The sequence below is a fragment of the Desulfosporosinus youngiae DSM 17734 genome, from assembly GCF_000244895.1.
Classification (GTDB): Bacteria; Bacillota; Desulfitobacteriia; order Desulfitobacteriales; family Desulfitobacteriaceae; genus Desulfosporosinus; species Desulfosporosinus youngiae.
In genome coordinates this window covers 3,759,747-3,784,844 of record NZ_CM001441.1, presented here as the reverse complement: position 1 = coordinate 3,784,844, position 25,098 = coordinate 3,759,747, and the positions used below count along the sequence as shown (strand labels likewise).

The 25,098-nt window shown below is 46.3% G+C and carries 20 protein-coding genes, 5 pseudogenes, 1 CRISPR repeat array and 1 riboswitch (1 of these 27 cut by a window edge); of the genes and pseudogenes, 14 read left to right on the top strand and 11 right to left on the bottom strand.

The features are described from left to right. Positions 1–499: 499 nt before the first annotated feature. Complete coding sequence (locus tag DESYODRAFT_RS29310) at positions 500–706, bottom strand: hypothetical protein (RefSeq protein WP_242833479.1); 207 nt, start codon at positions 704–706, stop codon at positions 500–502. An 87-nt stretch (positions 707–793) separates the two neighbouring features. Next, positions 794–979 carry a hypothetical protein gene (locus tag DESYODRAFT_RS29305; protein WP_242833478.1) on the bottom strand — a complete coding sequence of 62 codons (186 nt, stop codon included), beginning with the start codon at positions 977–979 and terminating at the stop codon, positions 794–796. Here DESYODRAFT_RS29305 and DESYODRAFT_RS17650 point away from each other — a divergent pair. The 9 genes and pseudogenes from DESYODRAFT_RS17650 to DESYODRAFT_RS27485 all read left to right on the top strand — a co-directional run. Next, complete coding sequence (locus DESYODRAFT_RS17650; RefSeq protein WP_242833477.1) at positions 968–6,466, top strand: cell wall-binding repeat-containing protein; 5,499 nt, start codon at positions 968–970, stop codon at positions 6,464–6,466. The two genes, DESYODRAFT_RS29305 and DESYODRAFT_RS17650, sit on opposite strands and share 12 nt — an antisense overlap. An 11-nt stretch (positions 6,467–6,477) precedes the next feature. After that, entirely contained in the window at positions 6,478–6,765 is a 288-nt protein-coding gene (locus DESYODRAFT_RS17645) for an S-layer homology domain-containing protein (protein WP_007785157.1), read from the top strand. A 535-nt stretch (positions 6,766–7,300) separates the two neighbouring features. Further along, the gene (locus DESYODRAFT_RS17640) at positions 7,301–7,738 is read left to right on the top strand and encodes a hypothetical protein (protein WP_042338783.1); all 438 of its coding nucleotides are present in this window, start codon (positions 7,301–7,303) and stop codon (positions 7,736–7,738) included. Then, entirely contained in the window at positions 7,690–8,352 is a 663-nt protein-coding gene (locus DESYODRAFT_RS17635; protein ID WP_169315928.1) for a hypothetical protein, read from the top strand. Before DESYODRAFT_RS17640 ends, DESYODRAFT_RS17635 begins: the two co-directional genes overlap by 49 nt. Before the next feature lie 24 nt (positions 8,353–8,376). After that, on the top strand, positions 8,377–8,895 hold the full coding sequence (locus tag DESYODRAFT_RS29800) for a CPCC family cysteine-rich protein (RefSeq protein ID WP_007785155.1): 519 nt from the start codon (positions 8,377–8,379) through the stop codon (positions 8,893–8,895). A gap of 227 nt (positions 8,896–9,122) precedes the next feature. Further along, on the top strand, positions 9,123–9,347 hold the full coding sequence (locus DESYODRAFT_RS17625; RefSeq protein ID WP_007785154.1) for a hypothetical protein: 225 nt from the start codon (positions 9,123–9,125) through the stop codon (positions 9,345–9,347). 297 nt (positions 9,348–9,644) lie between these two features. Continuing rightward, the gene (locus DESYODRAFT_RS17620) at positions 9,645–11,033 is read left to right on the top strand and encodes an aminotransferase class V-fold PLP-dependent enzyme (protein ID WP_083842186.1); all 1,389 of its coding nucleotides are present in this window, start codon (positions 9,645–9,647) and stop codon (positions 11,031–11,033) included. 217 nt (positions 11,034–11,250) lie between these two features. After that, positions 11,251–11,775, top strand: a complete 525-nt coding sequence (locus DESYODRAFT_RS17615) for a hypothetical protein (protein ID WP_007785151.1) — start codon at positions 11,251–11,253, stop codon at positions 11,773–11,775. A 90-nt stretch (positions 11,776–11,865) separates the two neighbouring features. After that, positions 11,866–11,976 (top strand): annotated as a pseudogene (locus tag DESYODRAFT_RS27485) (DUF3102 domain-containing protein); the annotation flags it as partial. A gap of 203 nt (positions 11,977–12,179) precedes the next feature. Here DESYODRAFT_RS27485 and DESYODRAFT_RS17610 read toward each other — a convergent pair. Further along, a complete protein-coding gene (locus DESYODRAFT_RS17610; protein WP_007785149.1) occupies positions 12,180–13,718 on the bottom strand; it encodes a hypothetical protein in 1,539 nt (512 codons plus the stop codon). Positions 13,719–13,816: 98 nt separating this feature from the next. Continuing rightward, positions 13,817–13,950, bottom strand: a riboswitch (molybdenum cofactor riboswitch). 535 nt (positions 13,951–14,485) lie between these two features. On the opposite strand from DESYODRAFT_RS17610, the pseudogene DESYODRAFT_RS27480 reads away from it, so the two are divergent. Further along, positions 14,486–14,688: pseudogene (locus DESYODRAFT_RS27480) on the top strand (LbetaH domain-containing protein); the annotation flags it as partial. 19 nt (positions 14,689–14,707) lie between these two features. Here DESYODRAFT_RS27480 and DESYODRAFT_RS17600 read toward each other — a convergent pair. The 4 genes from DESYODRAFT_RS17600 to DESYODRAFT_RS17585 form a co-directional block, all read right to left on the bottom strand. Further along, positions 14,708–15,565, bottom strand: coding sequence for a hypothetical protein (locus DESYODRAFT_RS17600; RefSeq protein WP_007785145.1), 858 nt, complete (start codon positions 15,563–15,565; stop codon positions 14,708–14,710). A 47-nt stretch (positions 15,566–15,612) separates the two neighbouring features. Further along, on the bottom strand, positions 15,613–15,978 hold the full coding sequence (locus tag DESYODRAFT_RS17595) for a hypothetical protein (RefSeq protein WP_007785144.1): 366 nt from the start codon (positions 15,976–15,978) through the stop codon (positions 15,613–15,615). Between the two features lie 54 nt (positions 15,979–16,032). After that, positions 16,033–19,083, bottom strand: coding sequence for a DUF4183 domain-containing protein (locus tag DESYODRAFT_RS17590; RefSeq protein WP_007785142.1), 3,051 nt, complete (start codon positions 19,081–19,083; stop codon positions 16,033–16,035). Between the two features lie 96 nt (positions 19,084–19,179). Further along, a complete protein-coding gene (locus tag DESYODRAFT_RS17585; RefSeq protein ID WP_007785140.1) occupies positions 19,180–19,560 on the bottom strand; it encodes a DUF4183 domain-containing protein in 381 nt (126 codons plus the stop codon). A 190-nt stretch (positions 19,561–19,750) separates the two neighbouring features. Here DESYODRAFT_RS17585 and DESYODRAFT_RS17580 point away from each other — a divergent pair. The 3 genes and pseudogenes from DESYODRAFT_RS17580 to DESYODRAFT_RS17575 form a co-directional block, all read left to right on the top strand. After that, positions 19,751–19,981 (top strand): annotated as a pseudogene (locus DESYODRAFT_RS17580) (23S rRNA (uracil(1939)-C(5))-methyltransferase RlmD); the annotation flags it as partial. Between the two features lie 55 nt (positions 19,982–20,036). After that, positions 20,037–20,230, top strand: a pseudogene (locus DESYODRAFT_RS27475) (DUF3102 domain-containing protein); the annotation flags it as partial. A gap of 167 nt (positions 20,231–20,397) precedes the next feature. Next, a complete protein-coding gene (locus DESYODRAFT_RS17575; protein ID WP_007785139.1) occupies positions 20,398–20,934 on the top strand; it encodes a GNAT family N-acetyltransferase in 537 nt (178 codons plus the stop codon). Positions 20,935–20,996: 62 nt separating this feature from the next. On the opposite strand, the pseudogene DESYODRAFT_RS17570 reads toward DESYODRAFT_RS17575, so the two are convergent. The 4 genes and pseudogenes from DESYODRAFT_RS17570 to DESYODRAFT_RS17555 form a co-directional block, all read right to left on the bottom strand. Continuing rightward, positions 20,997–21,208: pseudogene (locus DESYODRAFT_RS17570) on the bottom strand (carboxymuconolactone decarboxylase family protein). A 12-nt stretch (positions 21,209–21,220) separates the two neighbouring features. Then, complete coding sequence (locus DESYODRAFT_RS17565; RefSeq protein ID WP_007785137.1) at positions 21,221–21,628, bottom strand: cupin domain-containing protein; 408 nt, start codon at positions 21,626–21,628, stop codon at positions 21,221–21,223. 22 nt (positions 21,629–21,650) lie between these two features. After that, positions 21,651–22,373: a dihydrofolate reductase family protein gene (locus DESYODRAFT_RS17560; RefSeq protein ID WP_007785136.1), complete on the bottom strand. Its 723-nt coding sequence runs from the start codon at positions 22,371–22,373 to the stop codon at positions 21,651–21,653. Positions 22,374–22,649: 276 nt separating this feature from the next. Further along, entirely contained in the window at positions 22,650–23,822 is a 1,173-nt protein-coding gene (locus DESYODRAFT_RS17555) for an iron-containing alcohol dehydrogenase (RefSeq protein ID WP_007785134.1), read from the bottom strand. Between the two features lie 151 nt (positions 23,823–23,973). On the opposite strand from DESYODRAFT_RS17555, the gene DESYODRAFT_RS17550 reads away from it, so the two are divergent. Continuing rightward, positions 23,974–24,432 (top strand): MerR family transcriptional regulator, encoded by a 459-nt coding sequence (locus tag DESYODRAFT_RS17550; protein WP_007785131.1) that lies wholly within the window; start codon positions 23,974–23,976, stop codon positions 24,430–24,432. Positions 24,433–24,933: 501 nt separating this feature from the next. Further along, positions 24,934–25,098: a CRISPR direct-repeat array (repeat unit 33 nt; unit sequence GTCGCTCTCTACATGGGAGCGTGGATTGAAATA) (it continues 200 nt past the right edge of the window).

Sequence of the window (25,098 nt, the reverse complement as noted above, 5' to 3'; positions counted from 1 at the left end):
GAAAAAAATACTCAGTATGTTTCTGGTGTTATGCATGGTGGTGACCATGCTTCCGGGGACCGCACTGGCGGAAGGATCTGGCGTGAGCAATGAAGCGGACCTAAATACCGCCATTACGAATGTGCCGGAGGGCGGCACTATCATTCTGGGAAATGGCATTGCCCTCACAGCTACAGTTACTATCGCCAGCGGCAATACTAAAAGCTTTACCCTTGACCTGAATGGCAAGACATTGGTCAGCAGTACCGGCAACTCTGCCATCGTACACAATGGAAGCGGTACGCTGACCATCACCGATACCGCCGGCGGCGGTGGCGGCAAAATCACCTGCGCCTACGATTTAGGTACGATTGAGCTAAAGGTCGGCAGCGTTGTTGTTACCGGCGGTACAGTGGCAAATACGGCTACCACTGGACTGGCAATATTCAATGAGGGTGTCGGCAGCGTTGTTGTGAACGGCGGCACAGTGCAATCTAAGTATGGGTCAATAACTAACAAATCAACCGGCAGCGTAAGCGTGACCGGCGGCACAGTGGAATCCAGCGCCGCTTTTCCCGGGGTAGCGATAGAGAATCAAAGCACCGGCAGTGTGAGCGTTTCCGGAGGTACGGTGAAAAACACCGGCACAGGCCTTGCGATTTATAATTCCAGCACCGGAAAGATCACGGTCAGCGGCAACGCTGTAGTCACAGGCGCACCTACCCATAGCAGCTACGGTAGCACGATTTATCTGTTTGGAGGAGATGCCTCTGATACAGTCCTTGAGATTACAGGCGGCACGATAGAGAATACCTCATCCGGCAAGGCGATTTATAACAACGCCAGCGGTAAAATCGTCATCCCAAGCGGCCCGGTCATCATCAAGGGCGGCGATGTGGCGATGAACAAAGCCCCGGAGTTGGGTGCGGGTATGCAGGCAAGAGCCAGCTTGAATTACAGCGGCTCGCCGCTGAACGAGTACGCTGCGGTGAGCATCCACCTCTACAAATACCTCCAGTTTGAGCCTCCGGCAGATGTCGCCCAAATCGGCGGCACAGGCTACTCCGCCCTGCAGGCGGCGATGAATGCGGTGGGAGTTGGAGAAACCATCGAACTGCTGGGTAATATCAGCCTGACGGAACCGGTCACTATCTCCAGCTCCAAGGTAAGCAGCTTCACCCTTGACCTGAAGGGCAAGACAATCAGCAGCAATTCTTCTGTTCTGACAACGATTCAGCATGAGGGCGGCGGTACCCTGACGATTCGGGACAGTAGCAGCGGCGGGAAAATTGCGAACACATCGTCAGACGGCCGCGCTTTAACGATTAAGATTACGAATAACGGTTCGGTGACCCTTTTAAGCGGTACAATAGAAACATCTATGGGAGCAATCGAGAATCTAGGATCGGGGGATGTAACTATTTCCGGCGGAATCGTCAAATCGACTGGTCCCGGGCTGACGATTAGTAGCGCAGTCTCAGGTAGTAGCGCAGGCTCAGGCAATGTGATGATTTCCGGCGGAACGGTGGAATCCACAAACAACGCCGGTACGGCAATTGCCCGAGGTTACGGCAGCAGCGGCAAAATCATCATATCGGAAGCAGCAGCCATTACCGCAGTATATCGGGGTATTTGGCTGTATGGCAGCGCATCATCTGAGCCGATTCTGGAAATCACCGGCGGAACCCTGACGCATACAGGTACTACAGGCTATGTGATTGATGTCTTGTCAAGTAACACGATACTTGTGAAGGGGGGGACACTGGAGTCCACGCACAAGTCGGTCATCGGTAATACCTTTGGAGCGAATCTCGCCACGGTTAAAATAAATATCCCGGCCGCCGGCAGCGCTACATTCAAGGGTGGTGATAAAGTTCTGGCTGACGGCTATGCCCTTACCCTGGAAAACGCCGGCGTCAGCGCCAGTGAGAATTTCGACGGAACGGACCCTGTTCCCGTCTACAGCCCCGACGCCATCGGCACCTACAAATACTTAGCCTTTGGACCGGTGAGCAAGGTCGATGCCCTTGATTTGAGCGGTAAGCTGACGGCTCCGCTCAAGAATGCGACGCCTATTACCACAGGCATAGAGACAGCGCAGTACACAGGTACGGTAGCTTGGTCCGGTTCTCCCGTGACATTCCTCGGTGGAACAGCCTACACAGCCAATGTATCGTTGACGGCGAAACCGGGCTATACCTTCAGCGGCCTAGCGGAAAACAGTTTTACATTTACCGCCGCCTCTGTTACCCATGCCGCAGGCAGCGGGAATACCTTATCGGCAGCGGTTACCTTCCCGGCCACAGCAGCGAAAGAGTTGGCATCCATTGCCGTCACCACACTACCTGCCAAGACGGGTTACAAATATAAGGAAAGTTTCGATGCCACAGGCATGGTCGTCAAGGCCACCTACGACGACGGGACGGTAAATCCGGCCTTTATAGACTACAATTTCAGCCCACAGGGTGATCTTAATATGAGCGATACTACGATCACCCTTACGGCCAACGGCACAAGCATTATCACCTCCCTAACCATCACCGTTACCAAGGCCGACGGCCCCGCTGCGCCTACAGAGCTTTCGGGCGTTGCGCCAAGCAGTGCGGGCGGCACGGACGGCAAGATAACCGGAGCAACCACGGCTATGGAGTATGCGGATGATAGCAGCTTTGCCGGTGTTCAGGATTGCCTCGGCACTGAAATCATCGGTCTTTCCGCGGGAACCTACTATGTGCGTGTGAAGGCCACCGCTACTCATGAGGCAGGTGCATACGCCAGCGTGACCGTTTCGGCGGGCGTTACGAAGATCGCCGTACCCACGGCAAATACCGGCCTTAAATGGACCGGCAGCGCGCAAACCGGCGTGAACGGCGGCACGGGCTATACCCTGAGCGGAGATTATGAGGCAACGGACGTAGGCGACTATACCGCCACGGCAACGCCAAAATCCGGCTATGCGTGGAGCGATACTACTACCGCAGCAAAAGATATCTCATGGAGGATCGAAAAGGCCGACGGCCCTGGTGCACCCAGCGTCAGCTTCTCCTTTGACGACGCAAACGCCAACAAACTTATGGGTGCAACCGCTTCGATGGAATACAGCTTGGATGGCGGCAGCAGTTGGACAGACTGCACCGAAACTATGGATTTGACTGCCAGTCTCGGCAGAATTACGGCAGAAAAGGACATTCAGGTGCGGGTAAAAGAAATCACCACCCATCATGCTGGTGCCATCCAGACCATTGATATTACCCAGCCGTCAGCGCCGTCAATCGGTAAAACGGACGAAACTTCGGCCCTGAACAACGGCACCATCACCGGCGTGAGCAACCTGATGGAGTATAAAAAATCCGGTGCTGCAAGTTACACCACCATCAGCGGCAGCACGGCAATGGGCCTTGCTCCCGGCGAATACCTTGTGCGCCTCAAGGCCGCCGGCACAGCACTGGCAAGCTTGGATGCTACGGTAAACATTGCCTCCTTTACCAAGACAACACCGACTGTAGCGGATTTGATTTACAGTTTGGCCGCCGTGGACTATGACGGCACCGAAAAGCCGGTATCCGTAACGGCAGACTCGGGCAAGACTTTGGGTGCAATCACCGTCATATATAACGGCATCACCGCCGCACCACCCATCAATGCGGGCACTTATGCCGTCACGGTGAATATTGCCGGAAGCGCTGAATATAACGCAGTTACAGATCTACCCCTGGGCAGCTACACCATCAATAAAGTTGCCTATACAGGCCCAACGACTGTGTCGGCAATCGTTTTGGTAAGCGGGCAAACAGGGGCGACGGTAATCCTTCCTACTCTGCCGGCAGGCGCAAGCTACGGCACGCCAACGACAGGCGGCGCCATAACGATGACCGCTATGAGCATTGCCGGCACCACATTGACTTATACCGCACCCCCCAGCACAGCAGGACAAACCGGCACTATGACGATTCCGGTAACAGGCGCCACCAACTACAGCGATTGCACTATTATTGTAACGGTTACCTCCACGGCAAAGACGCCGCAGGTAATTTCCTATGCCACAGCCGTCATAACCAAGACTTATGGTGATGCCCTGTTTACAAATCCGCTGTCACAAACAACCGTAAACGGCACAATCACCTATGCCAGTGATGATACTTCCGTGGCAATGGTCGACCCCAACACCGGCGCGGTGATCATCATGGCTGTAGGGGACGGAAACGCCACAATCACCGCCACCGCTGCAGAAACGGGTACCCATGCACAGGCTGCGGCAAGCTATACAGTGACCGTTGCCTCCAAAGCGCTTACGCTGAAAGCAGATGACAAGAGTATGACGAAAGGCGATGGATTACCGGCCTTTACTTATACAGCCACAGGTTTGGTGAACAGTGATGCTGTGACAACTGCACCTACGATATCTACCGCCGCAAATGGAAATGCTGTCGGCACCTTTGACATTACCATCTCAGACGGAGTAGTGGCAAACGCTGCAAGCTATAACATTACCTATACAAAAGGCATCTTAACTGTGGCAGAGCGGCTATTCACTGTCACGGTAACAAACGGCACAGGCAGTGGAAGCTATGCCGAGGGTGCGACCGTTACCATTGCAGCAAATGACAGAAGCGGCTATACGTTCACAGGCTGGAGCGGCACGGATGTAACCTTTGCTGATGCAACCGCAAAGACAACAACCTTTACCATGCCTGCAAAAGCGGTAACCGTTACCCCAAACTATCGTCAAAACAGCTCCGGCGGTGATGGCGGTGGCTCCGGCGGAGGCGGAAGTTCTTCGGACGACAGCAGCCATGTCATCGTTATCCCACCCGCAGCGGACAGGCCGGATTCACCCACGCAGGGGGAAATCAAGGTTCCCGGCACAGTGGACAGCAACGGCAATGTCACAGTGAATATCACTGACAAAACTGTGACCGACGCCTTTGACAAAGCACTGGCTGAGGCCAGGAAAAACGGTAACGAGCAAAATGGCGTCACCGTGGTACTTCGTGTGGACACCGGCGGCAAAACAGCTTCGGCTGTCAGCGTAAACCTCACCAAAAGCGTACAGGAGACTATCATCAGCAGAAAAATTGTCAGCACCCTGATTGTGGTGGAACGGCCTGATGTCAAGCTGGCAATGGATTTATCCGCCGTAACCGAAATCAACCGGCAGGCCAAGGCGGACGTTCAGATCACCGCGACCCGAACTGATGCCTCCGAACATGGCGAAGCCGCTCAGAATGCCATCGGCAGCCGGCCGGCCTACGACCTGGCGGCCCTCTATCAAAATGGCGGCCAAAGGGTGAGCGATTTCGGCGGCGGCAGTGTCACGGTGGAAATTCCCTATACGCTGCAAGCGGATGAGAAGGCGGAGAACATCCGGGCGGTGTATGTCAATGAACGGGGAGAAGTAACCTATCTCAGAGGTGCTTACTATGATACGGTGCGCCGGAGCCTCATCTTCTCCACCAATCATTTTTCCGTCTACGGTGTGGGCTACAAGGATGACATCATCCCCCGGCCCGAGCCCCACGTTAATCCACAGGAAACGAGATTGTCCGGAGAAACACGCTATGATACAGCCGCAGCGATCGCCGAAGCTTACTTTGGAAGCGGCACTGACCTGGTTATTCTGGCCAGGGGAGATATCTCCGCCGACGCTTTACCGGCTGTTCCGCTGGCCAAGCTCTGCAATGCCCCTCTGCTCCTGACCGAACCAGATCAGCTGCCCTCCGGTGTCTTGAACACTATCGAAAGACTGAGGGCCAAAAAAGTGATCATCATCGGCGGTCCGGGAGCGGTGGGGGACAGCGTGGAGGCAGTGCTTAAAGCCGACGGATTGACGGTGGAACGGATTTATGGAGAGACCCATTATGATACAGCCTATGAGATTGCCAAGCGGGTCGGAGGAGCAAGCGGCCAGGCAGTCATCGTCAATGGGGATATGTATGAAAAAACCTTTGCCGATGTCCTGAGCATCTCGGCATGGGCAGGCTATAACGGCATCCCTATTCTCTACGCGGACAGCGGCAAAGACTCATTGCCGACAGGAACGGCCAAAGCCTTGGCGGAGCTGGGCATCACGCGGACGATCCTGATCGGAGGGACGGCTGTTTTACCGGCAGCATTGGAAGGCAAAGTCCCTGCTCCCAAGCGATATGGGGGAGAGACCCGGTATGACACCAATGCCATAGTGCTGAAAGAGCTGCAGCCGGAGGCCACAGAAGTATATGCCGCCACAGGAAAAGGATTTGCCGACGCCCTGGCCGGAGCTGCGGTGGCGGCTCAAAGAAACGGCTGGCTGGTGCTGATCGGAGCCAATAGCGGAACAGGGCTGACTGCAGAGCAGGAAAGCCGGCTGTCGGAGGCAAAGGAAAGAGTAGAGGCTTTCCATGTTTTCGGCGGGGAAGCTGTTGTTCCCGAGAGTATGGTGGACAGAATGAGAGCCCTGCTGGGTGCCGGGGTTTCAGAGCAATATCCTGCATTAAAAACCAATTTATAATGAGGCATAGCATGAACAGAAGAGCATCCGACGGACTTATCCTGATCCTCCTCATCGCCCTCACCTATTTCGCTCCCATCCCGGTTCCGGCCCTGGGAGCCAATCAGGTCAGCGCCGCATTTACGGATATTGCAGGCCATTGGGCAAAGGAAGATATTGAGTTTGTGGTAAGCCGTGGATTGTTCAGCGGCACTTCCAACACTACCTTCAGCCCGAACACCGCCATTACGAGAGGAATGTTCGTTACCGCTCTCGGACGGATGGCAAATGCCAATGTGAGCAGATGGCGGTCATTATGAGCAACTATACCTAAGCGCTATGATAGCCTGGTTGCCGGAAGCCGAACAAAGCCTGCCCTCATTAACGAAGGGGCAGGCTTTGTCATCCTAAAAGCTTCTGACTGATAATACCTTTGGGCGTCATATGAAGGGCTTTCACAAGCAGCCTGATTTGATTGATTGAAACTCCATATTTACGGGCATTTCAAAATAAATTATGTTGTAAGCATATGGTGAAATATTCGTTGGCAAAATTCACCGCACTGCACTAATTGTAAGGAGAAAGCAGAGTCAAACTGATGAGAAAATTGGCCTGCGAAAGCGGCTGTTTCAGATCCTGCCGCCAAGGGGATGCTAGCTTTAGGCGGCATATTTTTCATATCCTTAAGCCACGTTGAGTGCGTGATCATGCTTGAACGAGCCTAAAACCATTGAAAACAAAGGGTTTTGGCAGAATCAATGACAGATGACATTGCCGATAAAGCCAGTAATTTCAGTGCTTCAGAGCCTATAATATGCTATACAATGTCTTTGGGGTTAGTGGGGCGGCGATGGATTGGTTTTCTATGTAAAAAACGGGAAAGGTCTGCTATCCACTAAGTATGGCTATTTAGAAAATGAAGCGTTGGCCACTTTAGTCTATGGAGATACTCCACTTATAAAATTCCAAGCGGATGAAGCCTATTTCTGCCCAACACGTGAAAAGCTTGTTGCTGCCGGATATGGTCTTGAAATGAGCGACCAAAAAGTAATATCCGAGTTGCGGGAAGTTTTGAATCATAAATTTATATCACTCGAGAAGTCCCTTGAAAACCTTCAGCTTTTATTGAGATTATTGCCAGCAGGCTACTATGCACTCGTTGATACAGAATTGTGCCCCACTATAATCATCAGCAGGCTGAGTTTTATAGAATTAATGATGGCTATAGGGCGATTGCTTATCATATGGACGGATATCTGTGCGCATTGCTCGATGGGCATCATAAGGCTGTAGCTGCGGCAATGGACAAGAAAAAACTAAAAGCGCTTGTTATAATCCCCACAAGTTTAATATCTATACCGAATGACAACCAAAATTATAAAGGTGGAATATTAATAAATGGCGTACTTTTAGATCCAGATGAGTTGATTACGCCTATAGAACAAATAATGAAATCATTTAAATTTGGGCAGCTAAGCAAAGGTGAAACAGAAAAATACTTATCAATGCGGAATACTGATTTTGATAAAAACTATGAATGGCCACAGGAAATATTGGAAGTTGAAAAGGTCTTCCCGGATGCTTTAACTGTCGCAAGGCAACAATGGGCAGGGGATACATCGGATGAAAGGTTAGACGGTATATTAACGAATCAGGAAGTTGTATCAGACCAAGACGCCCTAAATATTGCGGTGGCTTTATATTACTTAAGAAATCCGAAATTTAAAGAAATAGCATTCTTTTTCTGTAAGAACTATTCCTATGCGCCCGTTTGGTATAAGATTTATGGGCTGCTGGCAGAAATAAAAGATGAAGAAGTTGAGAATTTCTTTATAGAATACCTTATAGAGGGCGATAAAGAGCATCCGGAGATAAAGAAAATTATTGATAAATACTTTATTACTTAACGCCTGCACTTTGAGAGGTAAAAAATGAAATATAAATGCCCATGTTGTGGCTATTACACTTTTGAGAATAAACCGGTTAAAACCCATCATGACGGCAGCTTTGATATTTGCTCGATCTGTTTTTGGGAAGATGATCCGCTTCAACTGGAAAAACCGATATATGAAGGCGGAGCCAATAGGGTTAGCTTAGTCCAGGCGCAGAAGAGTTTTAATAATTTCGGCGCTTGCAGGCAGGATATGATTCCTCATGTTCGAAAGCCGACTGAAAATGAATATTTAATCAAATATTTCTATGAAGAATTAATAATGTCATTAGTCACAATGTCCTTACCGGCCAAAGAACAAAAATATATGATAGGGATAGGGTACGCGGGTGATGAGATTCTCGAAGACTTCAGCAATTTCTATAATGATAGAAAGCAATTTTATTTAGATAACAATGTATTTGATGATAGGCAAATACGGATATGGATGAGTTTGATAGATTTCTTGATAAGTATGACGGTCATGTTGAGGATTTTTATTGGGATATTGAACAATTAAAGAGTAACCCCCTCTGGGAAGAATTAAGGGTACAATCTAAAAAAGTTATATCGCAGGTATTTGACAAGAAATATAGGATTGATATAGAACGAAAAAATGAATCGATCAATGGTAAACTCATTGAGCATACCAGACGAAAATTGATAGAAATAAAGGACAATGAATCTTGACACTTTTGCTTTGATAGAGCGCAATAAAGCGAAATTGTCTAAGGAGAAGAATGTAAGATGAATGAAATCATTGAATTTCTTAATGAATTAGAAAACCGCAAAAGCTACTACCGTTTAAACAAAGTTAGGGATAGCATTATGGTTGAAATCGCTGTGCCAGGACAAAGGTGGGAGGTAGAATTCTTTTCAGATGGGAATATTGAAATAGAGAAATTCATTAGTGACGAAGAGATTTATGATAAATCAGAATTGAAGAATCTATTTGCAAATTTCTCTGATTAATTTGCCAAGGGGATACCGATAGTTGGTGGTTATGAGCCAATAATGTAAAGGAGGGACGCAAATGGGCATATTCGATTTCTTCAAAAAGAAAAGTAAAATAGATGATGAAATAAAGAAGAGCATAAATGATTATTCTCACGTTTAGGTATAAACGTAACGGCACACCCTGATTTATTTCCAAGAATGGTGATAGCGGCTAAGAGTATGGGTCTAGCTTCTCCGACGGACAGAGCAGCTCAAATTGGTCACCAGTGCCGAATTTGACCTCGATACTTTACTTAGCTTTGGGTAATTCTGATCGATGAAAAGGGATTTGAGGCCTTAGCGGTGAAAGATATCATCACAAGGGCCAACATCAACCGGGGGACCTTTTATCTGTACTACAAGGACAAGTTTGATCTGCTGGACCAGACTCTGTCGGAAGTCATTCAGGATATCGGAGCTAGCGGCGGGATTGTATTCCTGAATGACGGGGTCAGGCGTTTTTTTATTCGGACCTTGGGGTTAGATAAGAGGGAAGAGGGAGGTTATAAAGTGATGGGATTAAGAAAGGTATATGTTGACCATGCAGCGACGACTGCGCTATCCACTACTGCTTTCCAGGCCATGCTGCCGTATTTTGGAGACACCTTTGCCAATCCTTCAGCGATTCATGAGTACGGAGTGAATGCCAAAGCTGGGGTAGAACGCTCACGAAGGATGATCGCCAAGGCCATAGGCGCTAAGAACAATGAGATCTTCTTCACCTCAGGGGGGACAGAATCAGACAACTGGGCCATTCTGGGAGCGGTGGCCCAGCGCAGTTCCAAAGGAAAGCACATCATCACCACCTCGATCGAGCATAACGCTGTGCTCAAGACTGCGGAAGCTCTGGAAAAACAAGGGTATGAGGTAACCTACCTCCCTGTGGACTACTATGGCCGGATAACACCGGAACAGCTGGCAGAGGCGATCCGGGAGGACACCGTTTTAGTGAGCATCATGATGGCCAACAACGAAATCGGCACTATATTGCCCATAAAGGACCTGTGTCAGGTTGCCCGTCAGCGGAATGTGCTTTTTCACACCGACGCGGTGCAGGCTGTAGGACAGGTGAAAATTGACGTTAGGGATTTGAACGTTGACCTGCTTTCCATGTCTGCGCACAAATTCCAGGGACCCAAGGGTGTGGGCGCCTTGTTCGTAAAAATCGGGCGGATTCTGCCGCCCCTGATCCATGGAGGAGGTCAGGAAAAGGGTTCAAGGGCAGGGACGGAAAATGTTCCTGGCATCGTGGGTATGGCCGCTGCCTTGGAAGAAGCCGTGGCAACCATGGCAGAAAAGAACCGGAAGGTTGTTGCGATGAGGGACAGGTTGATTCAGGGGATATTGAAAATCCCCGGCTCCTATTTGACGGGGGATCCTGAAAACCGCCTGCCCGGTATGGCATCGTTTGCCTTTGCGGGAATGGACAAAAAGCCCCTGGTAACCACCTTAAGCAAGGCAGGTATCTTGGCAAGCTCGGCAAGCGCATGCACTGCAGGCTCCATCAACCCTTCCCGGATACTGCTGGCAACCGGCGCATCGGAGTCCCTTGCTTATGGCAGCCTGAGGATTAGTCTGAATGAACATAACAGTGAAGAGGATATGGATTATCTGCTGGAAACGATTCCTTCAGTCATTAGTAACATGCGAAACGGGGATTGAGCTTTGTAATTATTTTCTGTCTTTCTAAAATTACAGTAAATATTGAATTTATATTTGAGCTAAACGCTTGTACAAGAAACCGGGGTATGCACAATAATATATAAACCTAAAGGAGGTAAAGGAATAGCACATCAAGGATGTTGTAGTCAAAACGAGTCGGTGGCCAAAACAATTATTTCAATTACCAAGGTCAATAAGATAAAGGGGGAAACATTGCTTGACCATAACGTTTACAAAATTCGCTGGATTTTGTTTTATTTTATTATCAGTGCTAAGACTTACACCCTTTATAAATGCAACTGGGAAGTGGTTGCTATATGTTTCGCTTGCAGCGTTTTTTCTAATATTATCTGACCTAATAGAGTTCTACATCGAAGGTATAGCAGTAAAGAGAGAGGTTAAACTGAATAAAACATTAAATCACCTACCTTCAGTCCTCCTTGCGGGTTCACTGATAGCTGTAATCGTTTTACCCTATCTGAAAATCAATATTCCTGTAAAACAAGTTAATGCATTGAGTGACGCTATTACATTAGTTAGCTTAGGTATCGCAATAGCACTAATTGGGTTCAAAACAGAAAGAACAAAAAAATCATCATTTGATAAAACTAATTCTATAAGGGATGAGATCAGAGAGTATATAAATTCAATTGAAGGAAAGCGTGTCATTGATGAGAGGATAAGCGAGCTATCGTCACAAGATACACAATCAATTGGAGTGCAAAGAAAAGATTCAAAGTAAGGGTTTGTTGCTGCTACTTATGCGGGCTGGGTTTACCTGAAAATTTACAGAAAATAGCCAAGTTGAGGTGTTTTTGAGTGAATTGACTTAAGTTTACTCCTTCTGGGATTATCGGAAGAGGAGCGGAAGGAATTCATCGCCCAAAACGATGTGGCCGGCATGACGAAACAGGAGCTCCAGCAGGCCTTGAAAGATAGGGAGCCAGGCCATGCAGGAGAAAGAGCAGGCCCTTAGGGTATTCGCCGTATTCCAGTGCAGGAAGGGTTGTGTACGGTTTTTTTATGGATGATCACTGAATAGATAACTCCCCATATAGCAATAGGTTTACGCTGAAAATAGACAAAATGGATGCACCTTACGGACGAAATTATTGATACACTTTGGAAATCATGATCAAACCCCCACTAATGAGCTGCTAATCTCTTATTTAATTCTTCAGCTATTTCTAATTCGACTAAATCGATATTTGTTTTACCAATATAACCTGCCGGAATATCATTTGCTCTTATGAAATCGACAGTTTTATAATAGGTTTTGTGGCTCATATATTTTGAATAAAAGAGAACAAAATCTATCTCTCCAAAACTTCTAAATTCAATCTTGTCATTAAAGCCATCTATCGTAAGAATTGTGGGAAATTTAGCCTTTAACCGTTTTCTCCAACTTGGGGTCCCTCCGATGATTAAGAGCTTCTTATTGGTGATAAACTTCGATAAATCTAATGAAGTCTCTGTGGGTAAATAATCATTTTTAAGATCGATGAAAAACTCCCGAAGTTGAAAAAGTTCCTGTCTATTTTTCATTTCAGTATTTAGGTTTATTTTAAGTTTATCGATCTTCTTATTTAGCTCATTAATTTGTGCTTCATAAAATCTGCTTTGCTCAGATAAGGCATTTTTCAGTTTAAACTCATAATTTTCAATCTCACTTTTTAGTTTTTGTGCCTGGATTTCAACAGTGTCTTTTTCTGATGATGCAATATCTAACTTCTCCTTAAGAGCTTTCAATTCGGAATATAGGGCATCTTCATCACTATAAGTAAGATAAAGTTCCCTTGCTCTTAAGTATTCATTAAGCAGCATTTTTACAATATATCCGGCACCGAATGATTGCACAACCTGAGTTTTATCAAATTCCGATTTTCTCGTAGTTTTTATAAATGCCAGCATAACTTTATCTAAATCATTTTGGTTAAGCTTAGGAGAAATGGAATCAACATCTAATTTATGGATTAAAAGGAGATTGCGTAAACAACTTACAATATTTTTTATCTCTTTATTCTTACTATAAAGAATATCTGAGGAATTTTTTATTACTCCAAGTTCATTCTTGACTATCTGTTTTACTTTGGCTAATCTATTTTCTCTTTTTAATTCACTTTCAATATCAGTATTAATAGGGTTAATGTTAATAAACAAACTTGCCACATTAAATGCGTTTTCCACAACTTGCAGGTTGAGTAAATTTTCATTCATTTGTTTCATGGTGTAAAAATATAAAACAATCAGCGTTTCAGTTAACTTGAGGTTTTTATTGGTGTCTTCTATTGCTGGCAAATTTTTTCTAAATCCATCGTAATTATTATTTTGAGCATGAATATATACATCTTTGTAATATTTCTTGATGAGCCGTAAGACCTTCACTTTTATCAGCTCGGATTGTTCGGCGCTTAGTAAAATACCCAAAGTTTTTTTAGCATAAATTTCTTGTTCCAAGTCACCGTTACTTAGTAAGACATGATTATATCCTGAAAAGTTTTTAGCGTTTTCAAAGAACATTAATTTATTCTGATTATAAATGGAAGCTATATCTTTTCTCATTTCCTTATTTAAAGACAATCCCACAGAAATAATTGCCATAAAATATTCTTCTGCATCATTTAGGTCAATATCATGATTCTCTGAGAAAAATTCCATGACTTGTTTCATTTTTATACTTGCCAATGAAATTCACCACCTAACAATTTTGAAATGCATTGGTACTCGAAAAAAATAAATGGCTCCGCCAATAGAAAGCGGAGCCATAACTGATTTTAAATCCAGTTGGCTTTAATCCACCTCCTTTTCAAAACGTGAAGGCATACCCGTTTCCAAGTATACCCCGAGGGTTCTAGACCCTGTCCGGTGTCCATAGATTGCTCTTTAGGTTCATCCCGGCTCGGAGATTCGTTTTTTAATTTTAAATCTTGAATTTACCGTTAAAACCAGCACCATTGACTGTTATCTGATTATCTCGGGAACATTCAAATGTTGGATAATAGCTTTGTTTGTTTATATTTAATATTGGTAAGAAAAATGAGGCTTATGGATCTGATTGTCGAACCTACGTAAACATGAATTATACGTTTCCTCTGTTATTATACTGCACAAAATTCCTGTTTATCAATGTTTTTATTAATTTTCGTGTAACACGCTTTTTTAAAGAACTAGATTGGAGAGGTATATTTTTATTGAGTCAGAAGATCCGTAAAACTGGAAGGAATGGAAAGCGGGAAAGAAGGCCAAGAATACGCTATATTGACCGACTCCATGACATTTATCCGGATTTTTTAGCAGATATTTCACTTAGCAAAAGATCGAATGATTTATCAATGTTCAAGAAAACCCTGGTTTCTAATACCATGGATTTCAGCAAAAATATCCTTATTACTCAGTAATAGGGGTGAAGCATATGGTTAAAAGTGAAAAAGAGAAAATGCTATCAGGCGTTTTTAGGACCAAATGTTCAAATCTATACGGTTGGGCATCCTACTGACCCCGCGGAGAGACAAATAATGTTTGGATTGGCGGCGGAACCATTATCTGCCCGGGAGTGACAATCGGAGATAACCTGACGATAGGCGTGGGGAGTGTGGTGACTAAGGATATACCTGACAATGTAATTGCCGCGGGTAACCCCTGCAAAGTAATCAAAAGGCCTCCGCCTAGGGCGATTAAGCTTCATATCCAAAAAGTGTCATTTGATTTTTGCCGGTGGTGCAGATTGCAACCTCTACAGCATCTAATTGAATCGTATTGCCCAGGCCCAGCCCGGTATGGCTTCCCACAAATGATGTCTGAAGATTATTTATTACGTCCCAGGGAGCAGGTGCCCCCAGTACTGCAGCGGTTATATCCTGTTCAAGGGGATTTGTCAGATAATCGGCAGTACCGATTAAGGAACGGCTTACCTGCCCCAGTCCGGTCCAGGCTGCCTGAGCATTGGGCCGCCAGGAAAAGATCATTGAACTGACCCCTACGGCAACGGTCAGACTGAGTCTGCAGTAGAATTTTATAACAACCTGCTCAATATCCAAATAATTAGACATTGCCGGAAGCAGGCTGTACCCTAAGATGATATTTCCTCCGGTCTGTGTAAGCAAGCCTGAGGCTAAAGAGGCAACGCTGCCATTATGAAGTCCCACGGCATTATTAACATTGGTGAAATCAGTCCTGCCGTTATAGGCTGTCTGAGTAGCTGTAACAGCCCCGGAAGTATTGCATTTTATTTGCTCATCAGATGTTCTTACCATAAGAGGAGTGTTTGGACTGAGATTATAAGGAGAATAAAAACTTTGACTTACCGTACTGAAAGGCTCTGTTATTCTGAGGGAAAGGAAATCATTATTTCCATTACTTAACAGGAGGGATACCGCCTGAGAAGCCGATGCTTGCACTGCTGTCAGACAGACGCTTTTCTGCGCCTCCGGAGTCCAAAGAGTTATTCCGCTGGTCAGGACGCCAAAGCTGGCATATTTAATCAGGTTTGAGTTTTTTTCAATAGCTGCTGGAATTTGCTGAGGACTGCTCATTAACCGGCTCTCCTTTGATTTTTTGACCTGGCCTTGAATGCCTGGCCTTATAACTCATACCCTATCAGGGTGACATTGACGGTTCCGGCAGCACTTGTGGTAACAGACACCGCTTCATCCGGATTAAAGCGAATAGGGGATAGGAAGCTTTCACTGCAGGTGGCCAGGCTGCTGGTAAGCATAATCGACATGAAAACAGAGTTGCTTCCTCTGTTTAGCTGAATGACCACCGGAACAGAGGCAGAAACCTGCCATGCCGTCATGAATATGCTTTGGCCGGAAGCCGGTGTCCAAATCGTTGTATTGGTTTGAGCGGTAGTGAATGTCCGGAAGAAGACGATATCGGACGGATATTCTCTTGTAACCAAGGGCTCTTCTAAAACAATACTCATGAGTCTGGTTTGATCGCCCATAAGAAAACTCCTATAGCACATATTTTTATCATAATTAATTATATGACACGTTGTTTATAGCGTGACCAGGCCAAGGCCGGCAGAGGATAAAGAAACAAACTGGATGGATATAGGTACTCCAGGCTTTGGCAGGCACGCAACTTCCAGGATAAGGAGTCCTTTTTGGAGGGTATAATTTTTTTCAGGCTGAATAACTCCATTGATAAACAGCATTTGATAAGAAGTTTGCCGGGGGTCAAGTATTCCCTCATCTCCATACATCATTATTTCATCCTCATTCGTATACACTCTTTCCCCGCCGGCAAAGGCATTGAATTGATAGATTGCCGCCTGCAAAAGGATATCGTTTTTATTCTTTATGATTAAGGATTCAAGAATAATGGGCACTCCCGTTGACGGAGGGCTTTGGGTTGTTAAAGTTAAAAGCCCTTCCGCTACGGTATAATTGATCTGAGGCTGCAGTACCCCATTAACATAGAGGTTAAAGAAAGAGACTTCAGCAGGATTGGGGATACCGTTATCACCGTAGATAGTTAACTCGTCAGCATTCGTAAAGGATGTCCTGACTCCATCGGAAATAGCATTGTATTGAGACTTCTCTCCCTTAAGAAGATGATCTTCAGCCTTAAAAGAGCCTGTGATTTCCGCGCTCAAAACAATGGTGTTATTGGCATTTAAAGTCCCGATATCCCAGATAATTTGACTGCCCTTTGGGGAGACGGTGCCTTGGGAAAGGCTCAGGATATTCAGATTAAGCAAAGTATCCAACAGTAAGGTATCCGTCAGGAGAACCTTGCTGACCGGACCATAGCCATTATTCGATACTCTGATTTCTGTTGTCCAGGTAAGCACCCCATGGGGCGGCACTTCCAGAGGTCCTGAGACAATGTATTTTTCAATCGTCAGGCTGCCGAAGATTTGGGGACAGGGGATGCGGCTCGTAACCCGGGCTTTAACCGTTGCCTTTACACGGGTGTTTTGCGGCCAATGCTCAGGCAGCGGCGGATAGAAATCAGCATGAACAAAGGCCTCTTCCCACTCAGGCAGTTCGGGAAAAAATCCATAGCTGGGTATTTGTAAGGATACCTTGCCCACGGCCCGGATAAGCATAAAGACACCGACAGAAAAATGCAGGCGTCCGTCACAGCTTTTGGGAGTGTTGAGAAGCTTTGAACGGGTTTCCACGGCAATACTGTAGGAAAACTCATCTCTGGTTTCCGGCATAAACATAATGATGTCGCTGACGATATCGGGTAAGCTGCCTTTGCTTCGGGTATTATCGGCAGTGACGATCTCAAAGGGTATTTTCAGGAGGAATTGAACTCGCCTGAAATGAACCCTATCCTTTATAGCGTTTATCTTTAGGCTGTTTTCTGTAATAAAGCCCGGTTTAAAGAGAATACTCTGAAAGCCGCCGGGAAGATCGACAACGATATCTTCAAAACAATGTCTCAGCTGATACTGGGAAAAAACTTTGTCCACAATCACACAAGCCTTGACATATTCTAAAACACGGAACGAGGCTCCGGCAGCAATGCCTGATATCAGGCAGGAATTTGAGCTCCATCCCGTGGCAATCCCTCTGCAGAGGGAACGGAGTCCGGCAGTGCGGAAAATACCTTCAGCTTCAAAAACCGCCCGTAAGGTCTCTCCGGGTAAAAGCTCTTCGAGATTCCAGACAATAGTACCGGGGGAGATGGAGATTTCTCCCGAAGATACGGAAGCAGTTCGGATATCATCGGCTTCATCAAAGAGGAGATAAGCGATTGCGATGATATGAGTGATAACTTCAGAGGTAAGGTTTGTGATTTCTAAAGAGAAACGCCATTTTTTGGCGATCCCCAAGGAACAGGTTAAAGGGTTATTTAAGACAGTGACCTGCAGCAGTAAACCCTCTTCTGCCGGGTTGGCTGCCGGAAAGACCACGATTTGAAAGTCCTGAGAGCGATTGGTGAATAGTTTGCCCGCCGGGATATTGCCCATCCCTGATGCAGTGCCTAAGGAGCTCAATCCTTCCCGGGCAAAGGACCCGGTGATATCGATGCTGAGAACGGCCGTTTCCAAAGCTTTCAGCTCATCAATACGCCAAAGAATGTCATTATTTATAGCCTGGGCAGTACCCCCGGAGAGACTGACCACTTTAACATGGGTGTTCTCCGTCAATAAAGCATCGGTCACCAGAATATCCGTTGCATTGTCAGCACTCAAATTAGCCAGCTTTAGTTCCACTCTCCAGATGTTGCTTTTACCGGCATTTACTTGGACAGGACCCCCTATAATGGTTTGAGTAATCTCCAGCCCCCGACTGACCTTGATTGCCTCCCCGCCCACAATATCCGTGGTTATGGCGCCTGACGAACTGTTTCCTGCGGCAAACCCTCTGCTGAGAAAGCGGATACCGGCGGCCTGAAACAGACCCTCTGCTTTAAAGCTGGCAGTGGCCGAGTCCCTGGGATTTAATTGATCAATAAACCAGGTGATACGTTCATGATTGATAAGAATATGGCCCTGGGATAGAGAGAGGTTTTCTATCTTTGCAATAAGATCTAAGAGAATCGTGTCTGTGACGACGATATCCCGGATGGGGATATTACCGGTATTAGAGATTGTTAGGCTGAATTCCCAATGGGCAGCATTCTCTGCAGAGATAAATTCCGGTCCGGAGACACGAAGGTTTTCCATTTTCAGATAAGAGTAAGTGGTATCCCTGATTTTGATATCCCTATCTGTGACAGGACCGCCCCTTATCTGCCCGGAAGGGATGATTCCTTCAACCAGAGCCGAATTAAGTTCAGCCCATTCTTCATCCTTAAAAGTGACAAAGACAATGATAATAGTCGAGTCCTTTAAAGGGACATCGTCAGTTTTGAGGAGAAGAAGACCTTCCTGAATTTCATAGTTAACCCGGGGCTGCAATAATCCATTAATAAACAAGTTAAAATAGGACACTTGCTTAGGATTGAGGATACCTCTGGTGCCGTATTCCGTTAATTCATCCTGGTTGGTATAGAGCTTCTTTACCCCGTCAGACAAGGCGTTGTATTGATAAACATCGGCGTGCAGCAGTCTTTCTGCGGAATCGAAATGAGTTCTTTCATTAAACACAGCTTTCACTCCTAAAATGAAGACATTTTAAGGAAATAAAGCTGGAAAGAAGGGGCTTGTTTTACAACTGCCCCTTCACATCCGTAATTTGAATCATTAGGTTGTAATTGTAGTATCAGAATCAGAAACAGGAGCGAAGTTGGTTACGATCAAGGTAATCGGTGCACCGACAGGAACTGTAGCAGCATCATTGATAACAACCTGCGAACCGTCAGCACTGACAGTATATAAACTGGATTGCTGCAATACACCGTTTATAAACAAGAGATAATATCCGTTGTCTGCAGTCGCAGGGGTAAGATTGCCTGTCATGACATTGCCGTCATCATCTATAAATTGAGTAGCCGGAATAGTAACAATTCCGCCGGTTCTTTCATCTTCTCTCAATTCATAAAAATATTTTTCAATGGCTGGATTAATCGTTGTATCGGTTGTAGTAGCGGCGTCGATGACAAGCTTGAATAATTGGGTACTCATTATTTGTCCTCCCACTATTTATTAGCTTACCTTATTTTCAGTATATTTAGACAAAGGATAATTTGTTATAGATTTTTTGAACTATATTCCAATTGGGTGGTGTTATTATGAGTAAGTGAGATAGAATGTTGGCATCAGCTTCTTCCTAAATTTCTAATTGGTTATTTATTTTGTATTCGTAGGGCATGAATTTTCTGTCTGCGGCGGCTGCCAGCTGCAGCACCTGAAGTATGAGCAGACCTTGGTTTGGAAGAAGCAGTGGGTGGCTGACGCTCTGGTCAGGATTGGAAAAATTCCGCTGGATAGTGCAACGATTCAGCCGACCATCGGGATGGATGATCCCTGGCGTTACCGCAATAAAGCCCGGCTGCACTGTGGGGAACAGGGTATCCTGGGCTATTACCAGGAAAAAAGACAATCGCCGGGAAACCAAACATAAAAACTTAGTGTGAAGTAAATAAATTCAGAGCTTACGGTGGGGCAAGTGGCTGGAAGAGTCCGTGAGCTACTCACAGAAAACTGCAGGCAGACTGATGAAGCTCTACGAAGAGTATGGGTTCAGCTTTCCTGACGGGTCTGGCAGTTCAAAATCGACACCAGTGTCGATTTTGACTTACACCCAGGTCCTCCTCCTGCTGGCTTACCGGAAGAGGAGCGGAAGGAATTCATCGACGGAATCCTTTTATGTCGCAGGTAGTATCGATGCGTGGTCATAGTTAACCCACTTACGGGAAGTCGAGCATGACATTCGCAAGTGGTTTTCTCTTCTCTGAGGATATATCAGTTAAAAGGAGCTTGGCCAGGAACTAATCTTTATGCTAGAAAGGAATACTCAATATGAAAACGGTGAAGTTAAAAGACGGCTCAGAAATTGTGATTCGAAAGGCGGAGGTGGATGATGCTGAACAGATGGATCTGTTCAAACAATATATCAGCCAGGAATCGGATTTCCTCTCCTATGGAGCAAACGAAATAGAAGAATCAGCTGAGTCTCAAGCTCGGCTGATTCAATCTGCTAACTTAGCAGAGAATTCCGTGATTATACTTGCCATAGTTAATGAGGAAATTGCTGGTTTTGTCACGTTCAATGGCGGCTTCAGAGTCCGAAAAAAGCACTCCGGAGATATGGGGATTGCCGTAAGAAAAAAATATTGGGGAAAAGGAATCGGGAATCTTCTTGTGGAAGCTCTTATTGAATGGGCGAGAAATACGGAAACTGTTAGAAAGATCAACCTTTTGACCCGTACGGATAACACAACCGCGATAAGCTTGTATGAAAAATACGGTTTTATCAAAGAGGGCATTCTTACAAGGGATGTTTGTATCAATGGAGTGTTTTACGATTCTTTCAGCATGGGATTTTTCATCGATTGAGATTCATTGCCTTTGTGGCAAGCCCCGCAGGGAATTTTCCCCGCGGACTTCTTTTTTCTCCATCAATCACAGTAGATTTCCTTTGCCATACGAAAGGCTGCCCACGCCTTGGGCCATCCGGCAGCAAAGCAGAAACAGTAATAATGCTCCGCAGCTTGGCAGGGAGGCGCTTCTCACGGGGCCACACTTCTCCGAACAGTACATCATCGTTAAATGCCGCAAATTGGGGAGCAAATTCCCCCAAGGCATCCCGATCGGCAGTTACTTTTTTCATTTGAATCGACTCCTATTTTAATTTAGCATAGTCCTCGTCAGATACAGCCTCCAGCCATTCATTGGATGCTCCCTCGGCGGGAACCTCAACGGCAAGATGGGCAAACCAGCTATCCGGTGCCGCTCCATGCCAATGCTTCACCTCCGGCGGGATATTTACCACATCACCGGGATGTAGTTCCCTTGCAGGCTGTCCCCACTCCTGATAGTAGCCCCGGCCTGCGGTTACAAGCAGAATCTGCCCGCCCTTGTGATGAATGTGCCAGTTGTTTCGGCAGCCCGGTTCAAACGTCACGTTGCCGATTCCCACTCCTGTGGTAGTCAGCATATTCAAATAGCTTTGTCCAACGAAATATTTTGCATAAGCATCGTTTTTTACTCCTGTGGGAAAAATGCTCTTAAAATCTTGCGTATTTATCATGAATTCCATCCTCCCAATTGGTTTATTTGTTAATCCTATAGCGCAGCCAAACACTGCCGCCATCCTTGACTTCAGCACTTTTGAGGGTAAAGCCGACCGCTTTATTTGTTGCCATGCCGCCCCGTGTCTCAAATAGCGCAGGAGTTTCTGAGGAACCATCGGCGGCCGCAGCAATGACAACACTCAGCTCATCACACATACCCGCCTGTATAAACGACCAGTTCAGAACGCCTCCGCCGCCCAGCATCAGGGTTTCAATGCCAAACAAAGTTTTCAGCTTTTCCATGGCGAGGGCATAGTCCAGAGAGTCCTCGCCGGCAATGATGTAAGAGATGCCCAGCTTGCGCAGAAAAGCTTTATAGGCATTGCTTGCTTTTCCGGTGAGCACCTCCAGCACATGGGCAGTGGTATCACCGTAGGTCAGCGTATTACTTTCCCAGCCCAGCTTGCCGGAAGGGTCTACCGAAACATAGTACATTGGTGCATTGGGAAGGGCAACAAAGTCGCCCGACCGTACCAGCGGGACATTCTCGTCCAGTACAGGCTTGCGGTAAAGTGTAAAATTGTCATCGGTGGTCACTCTGCCGGATAACCACCCTTGATGTTTATAATGGGGATTGCTGCCGAATGCAATGTTGTAGAACACATCGCCTGCCGCATTGCCTTCGGGTGTTTCCATATAGGAGCCCATGATTTTCCCATCTACGGAAGTCATCATGTGGCAAAAGATATAAGGTCTGTCCATTCTTATCCTTCCGTTCGTTTAATTTTCCGGTTTCAATGGATCGTAAAAGTAAGATGCAGCAACACCGATATGCCAATCTGTCCGGCGCTGGTCAAAATCATGACATTCTTCATTGAATTGCCTCCTTGAGCCGCTCAATCCACTTTTTCAGAATAGGGTGTTACGGTCTGTATTTCAGCAATATCACAGTCCAGGGCTTTTCTGATATGTTGGGCAATCCTGTTGATATGCCGCCGTAAGAATAATAAAGAACCAATGCTTTCATAGGGGCCTCCCTTACCGGTATGATTTTTCAAAAATTGCCGCGCAATCCTCGTCGGACAGAGGCACACGGTCAACGGTAAACAACCCGCCCATAGTCGCACGGGCATTCTGTGCCATCGTCATGAATTCATCTGGGCGAATACCGTAATCGGACATTTTTAAATCGGCAACGCCGCATTCTTCTTGCAATTTTACAAGGGCAGTAATGAAATCCAGAGGCTCCGCTGCATCCTCCACGCCAAGAACCTGTGCCATTCGTACAAAGCGCTCATCACAGGCCCGGGTTTCAATGAAGTGGGTAAAATATGCCTTTGAAATCATAATCAGCCCTGCACCGTGAGGCAGATCTTGATGATAAGCACTCATGGCATGCTCCAGAGAATGCTCACTGGTGCAGACGCTGATAGTCATCACAACTCCGGATAGGGTGTTGGCAAAGGCAACATGTTCTCTTGCTTCCCTATCGGAGCCATCCTTGACCGCACGGGCAAGATACCTGCCGATATTCTCAATAGCAGTGAGTGCATACATATCACTCATCAGATTGGCCGCAGTCGAAATATAACATTCGACGCTGTGGAACAGGGCGTCAAAGCCCTGTAATGCGGTAAACTTAGGCGGCACAGTTTTCATAAGCTCAGGATCGACAATTGCAATTTTCGGGAACAGGGAGTCAGACCCGCCAAAGCCGATTTTTTCATGGGTTTCTTTATTGGAGATGACACCGTACTGGTCAACCTCACTGCCGGTGCCTGCCGTGGTAGTAATTGCAATGATCGGGAGCGGTTCATTGGTCAGCGGTTTCCCCTTGCCGGTTCCTCCGAAGATATAATCCCACAGATCGCCGTCATTGGTCGCCATCGCTGCGATTGCCTTGGATGCGTCCATCACACTGCCGCCACCAAGGGCAACGATAAAATCACAGTTATTTTCACGCGCACAGGCAGCTCCATCCATAACCGTAGACTTCAAGGGGTTTGCCATAATGCGGTCAAAGACTGTCCACTCTACACCGGCTTGTTTTAGCTGCTCTTGTGTTTTGCTAAGGGAGCCGTTGGTTTTTGAGGACTTGCCATCGGAAATGACAATCAACGCCTTTTTCCCCGGCATCTGTTGGTTGCGTAAATTATCCAACTGACCTTGACCAAATAGAATTCTTGTCGGTACATACATTTGAAAACTCATTTTTTCTTCCTCCTAATTGACGAATATCGTCTTGTTCGTTATAATTCATCCTACAACTTAATCGTTATACTACAACTTAAACCATACTTTAAGTCAACAAAAAATAAAAAAAGATAGAAAACAAAAAAGACGAAAAGAGGAAGGGAAAGCGATGCTGTATACAGTTGGTGAAATGGCGAAAAAGTTGGGAGTAGCACCCTCCACACTGCGATATTACGATAAGGAGGGCCTTCTTCCTTTTTTAGAGCGTTCCGGCGGGGGTATCCGCGTGTTCCGGGACGAGGATTTTGAGTACCTCTCCACCATTGAGTGCCTGAAAAAAACCGGCATGACCATAAGGGACATCAGGGTATTCATCGGCTGGTGTCTGGAGGGGGATGATACCATCGGCCAGCGGCTCGCCCTCGTTGACAGACAACGGGAAGCGGTACTTGCCCAGATGGAGCAGATGAAAGAAACGCTGGCTATGCTTGACTATAAGCACTGGTATTATGAAACCGCTGAGAAAGCCGGTACTTGTGCCGTACACGCAGCAATGAAAGAAGATGAAGTGCCAAAGGAATTTCGTAATGCACGGGAAAAGGCGAAGGGGGTCCCAGGCGTCGAGTGAAAATTATATTTTCCCCGAAAGGAAATACTGAGATGATTTTTCGCCCCTGGAGCAAAGCGATTGCGGGCCTCATGTGTTAAACTGCTATTACGATTTTTCCAGATCAAAAACTTTCGTTACTGCATAAATAAGGGAGCGAACGGTATCCGAAGGGGAAGGGGAATAAAGGAGTCCAAAAGGAACCTGATAATCCCATTCTACCGGTAGGACTTTCATAGAGTTATCAATGAAGGTATAATAGTGTGAATGGTGAAGGAAAGTTGGAGATAAATGTTAAAGTGCGTTTAGGCATAAGGAGTTTTTTGATGCTGTTGGATACTTGGAATTATCTAGTGCGAATGTGAAGTGAACATAAAATCCCTGGGAGGTTCGCACCTCGAGATTTGAAGGAATTTGTTGAAAAGTGTAGAGTATAGTGAAGGAAGAAGTGGTATTTGAAAGAAAACTGTCACAAAATTGGTGAATAGTTTTAAGATGAGACGATTTTAATTAGTTTTTGCTGTCGCTCTCTACATGGGAGCGTGGATTGAAATAACGATGGGCGCGCGTGGATTCTATCGGGCGGTAGTCGCTCTCTACATGGGAGCGTGGATTGAAATAGCGTTACGGGGCGGCCACGGCAGTGGGGCTAAGTCGCTCTCTACATGGGAGCGTGGATTGAAATAT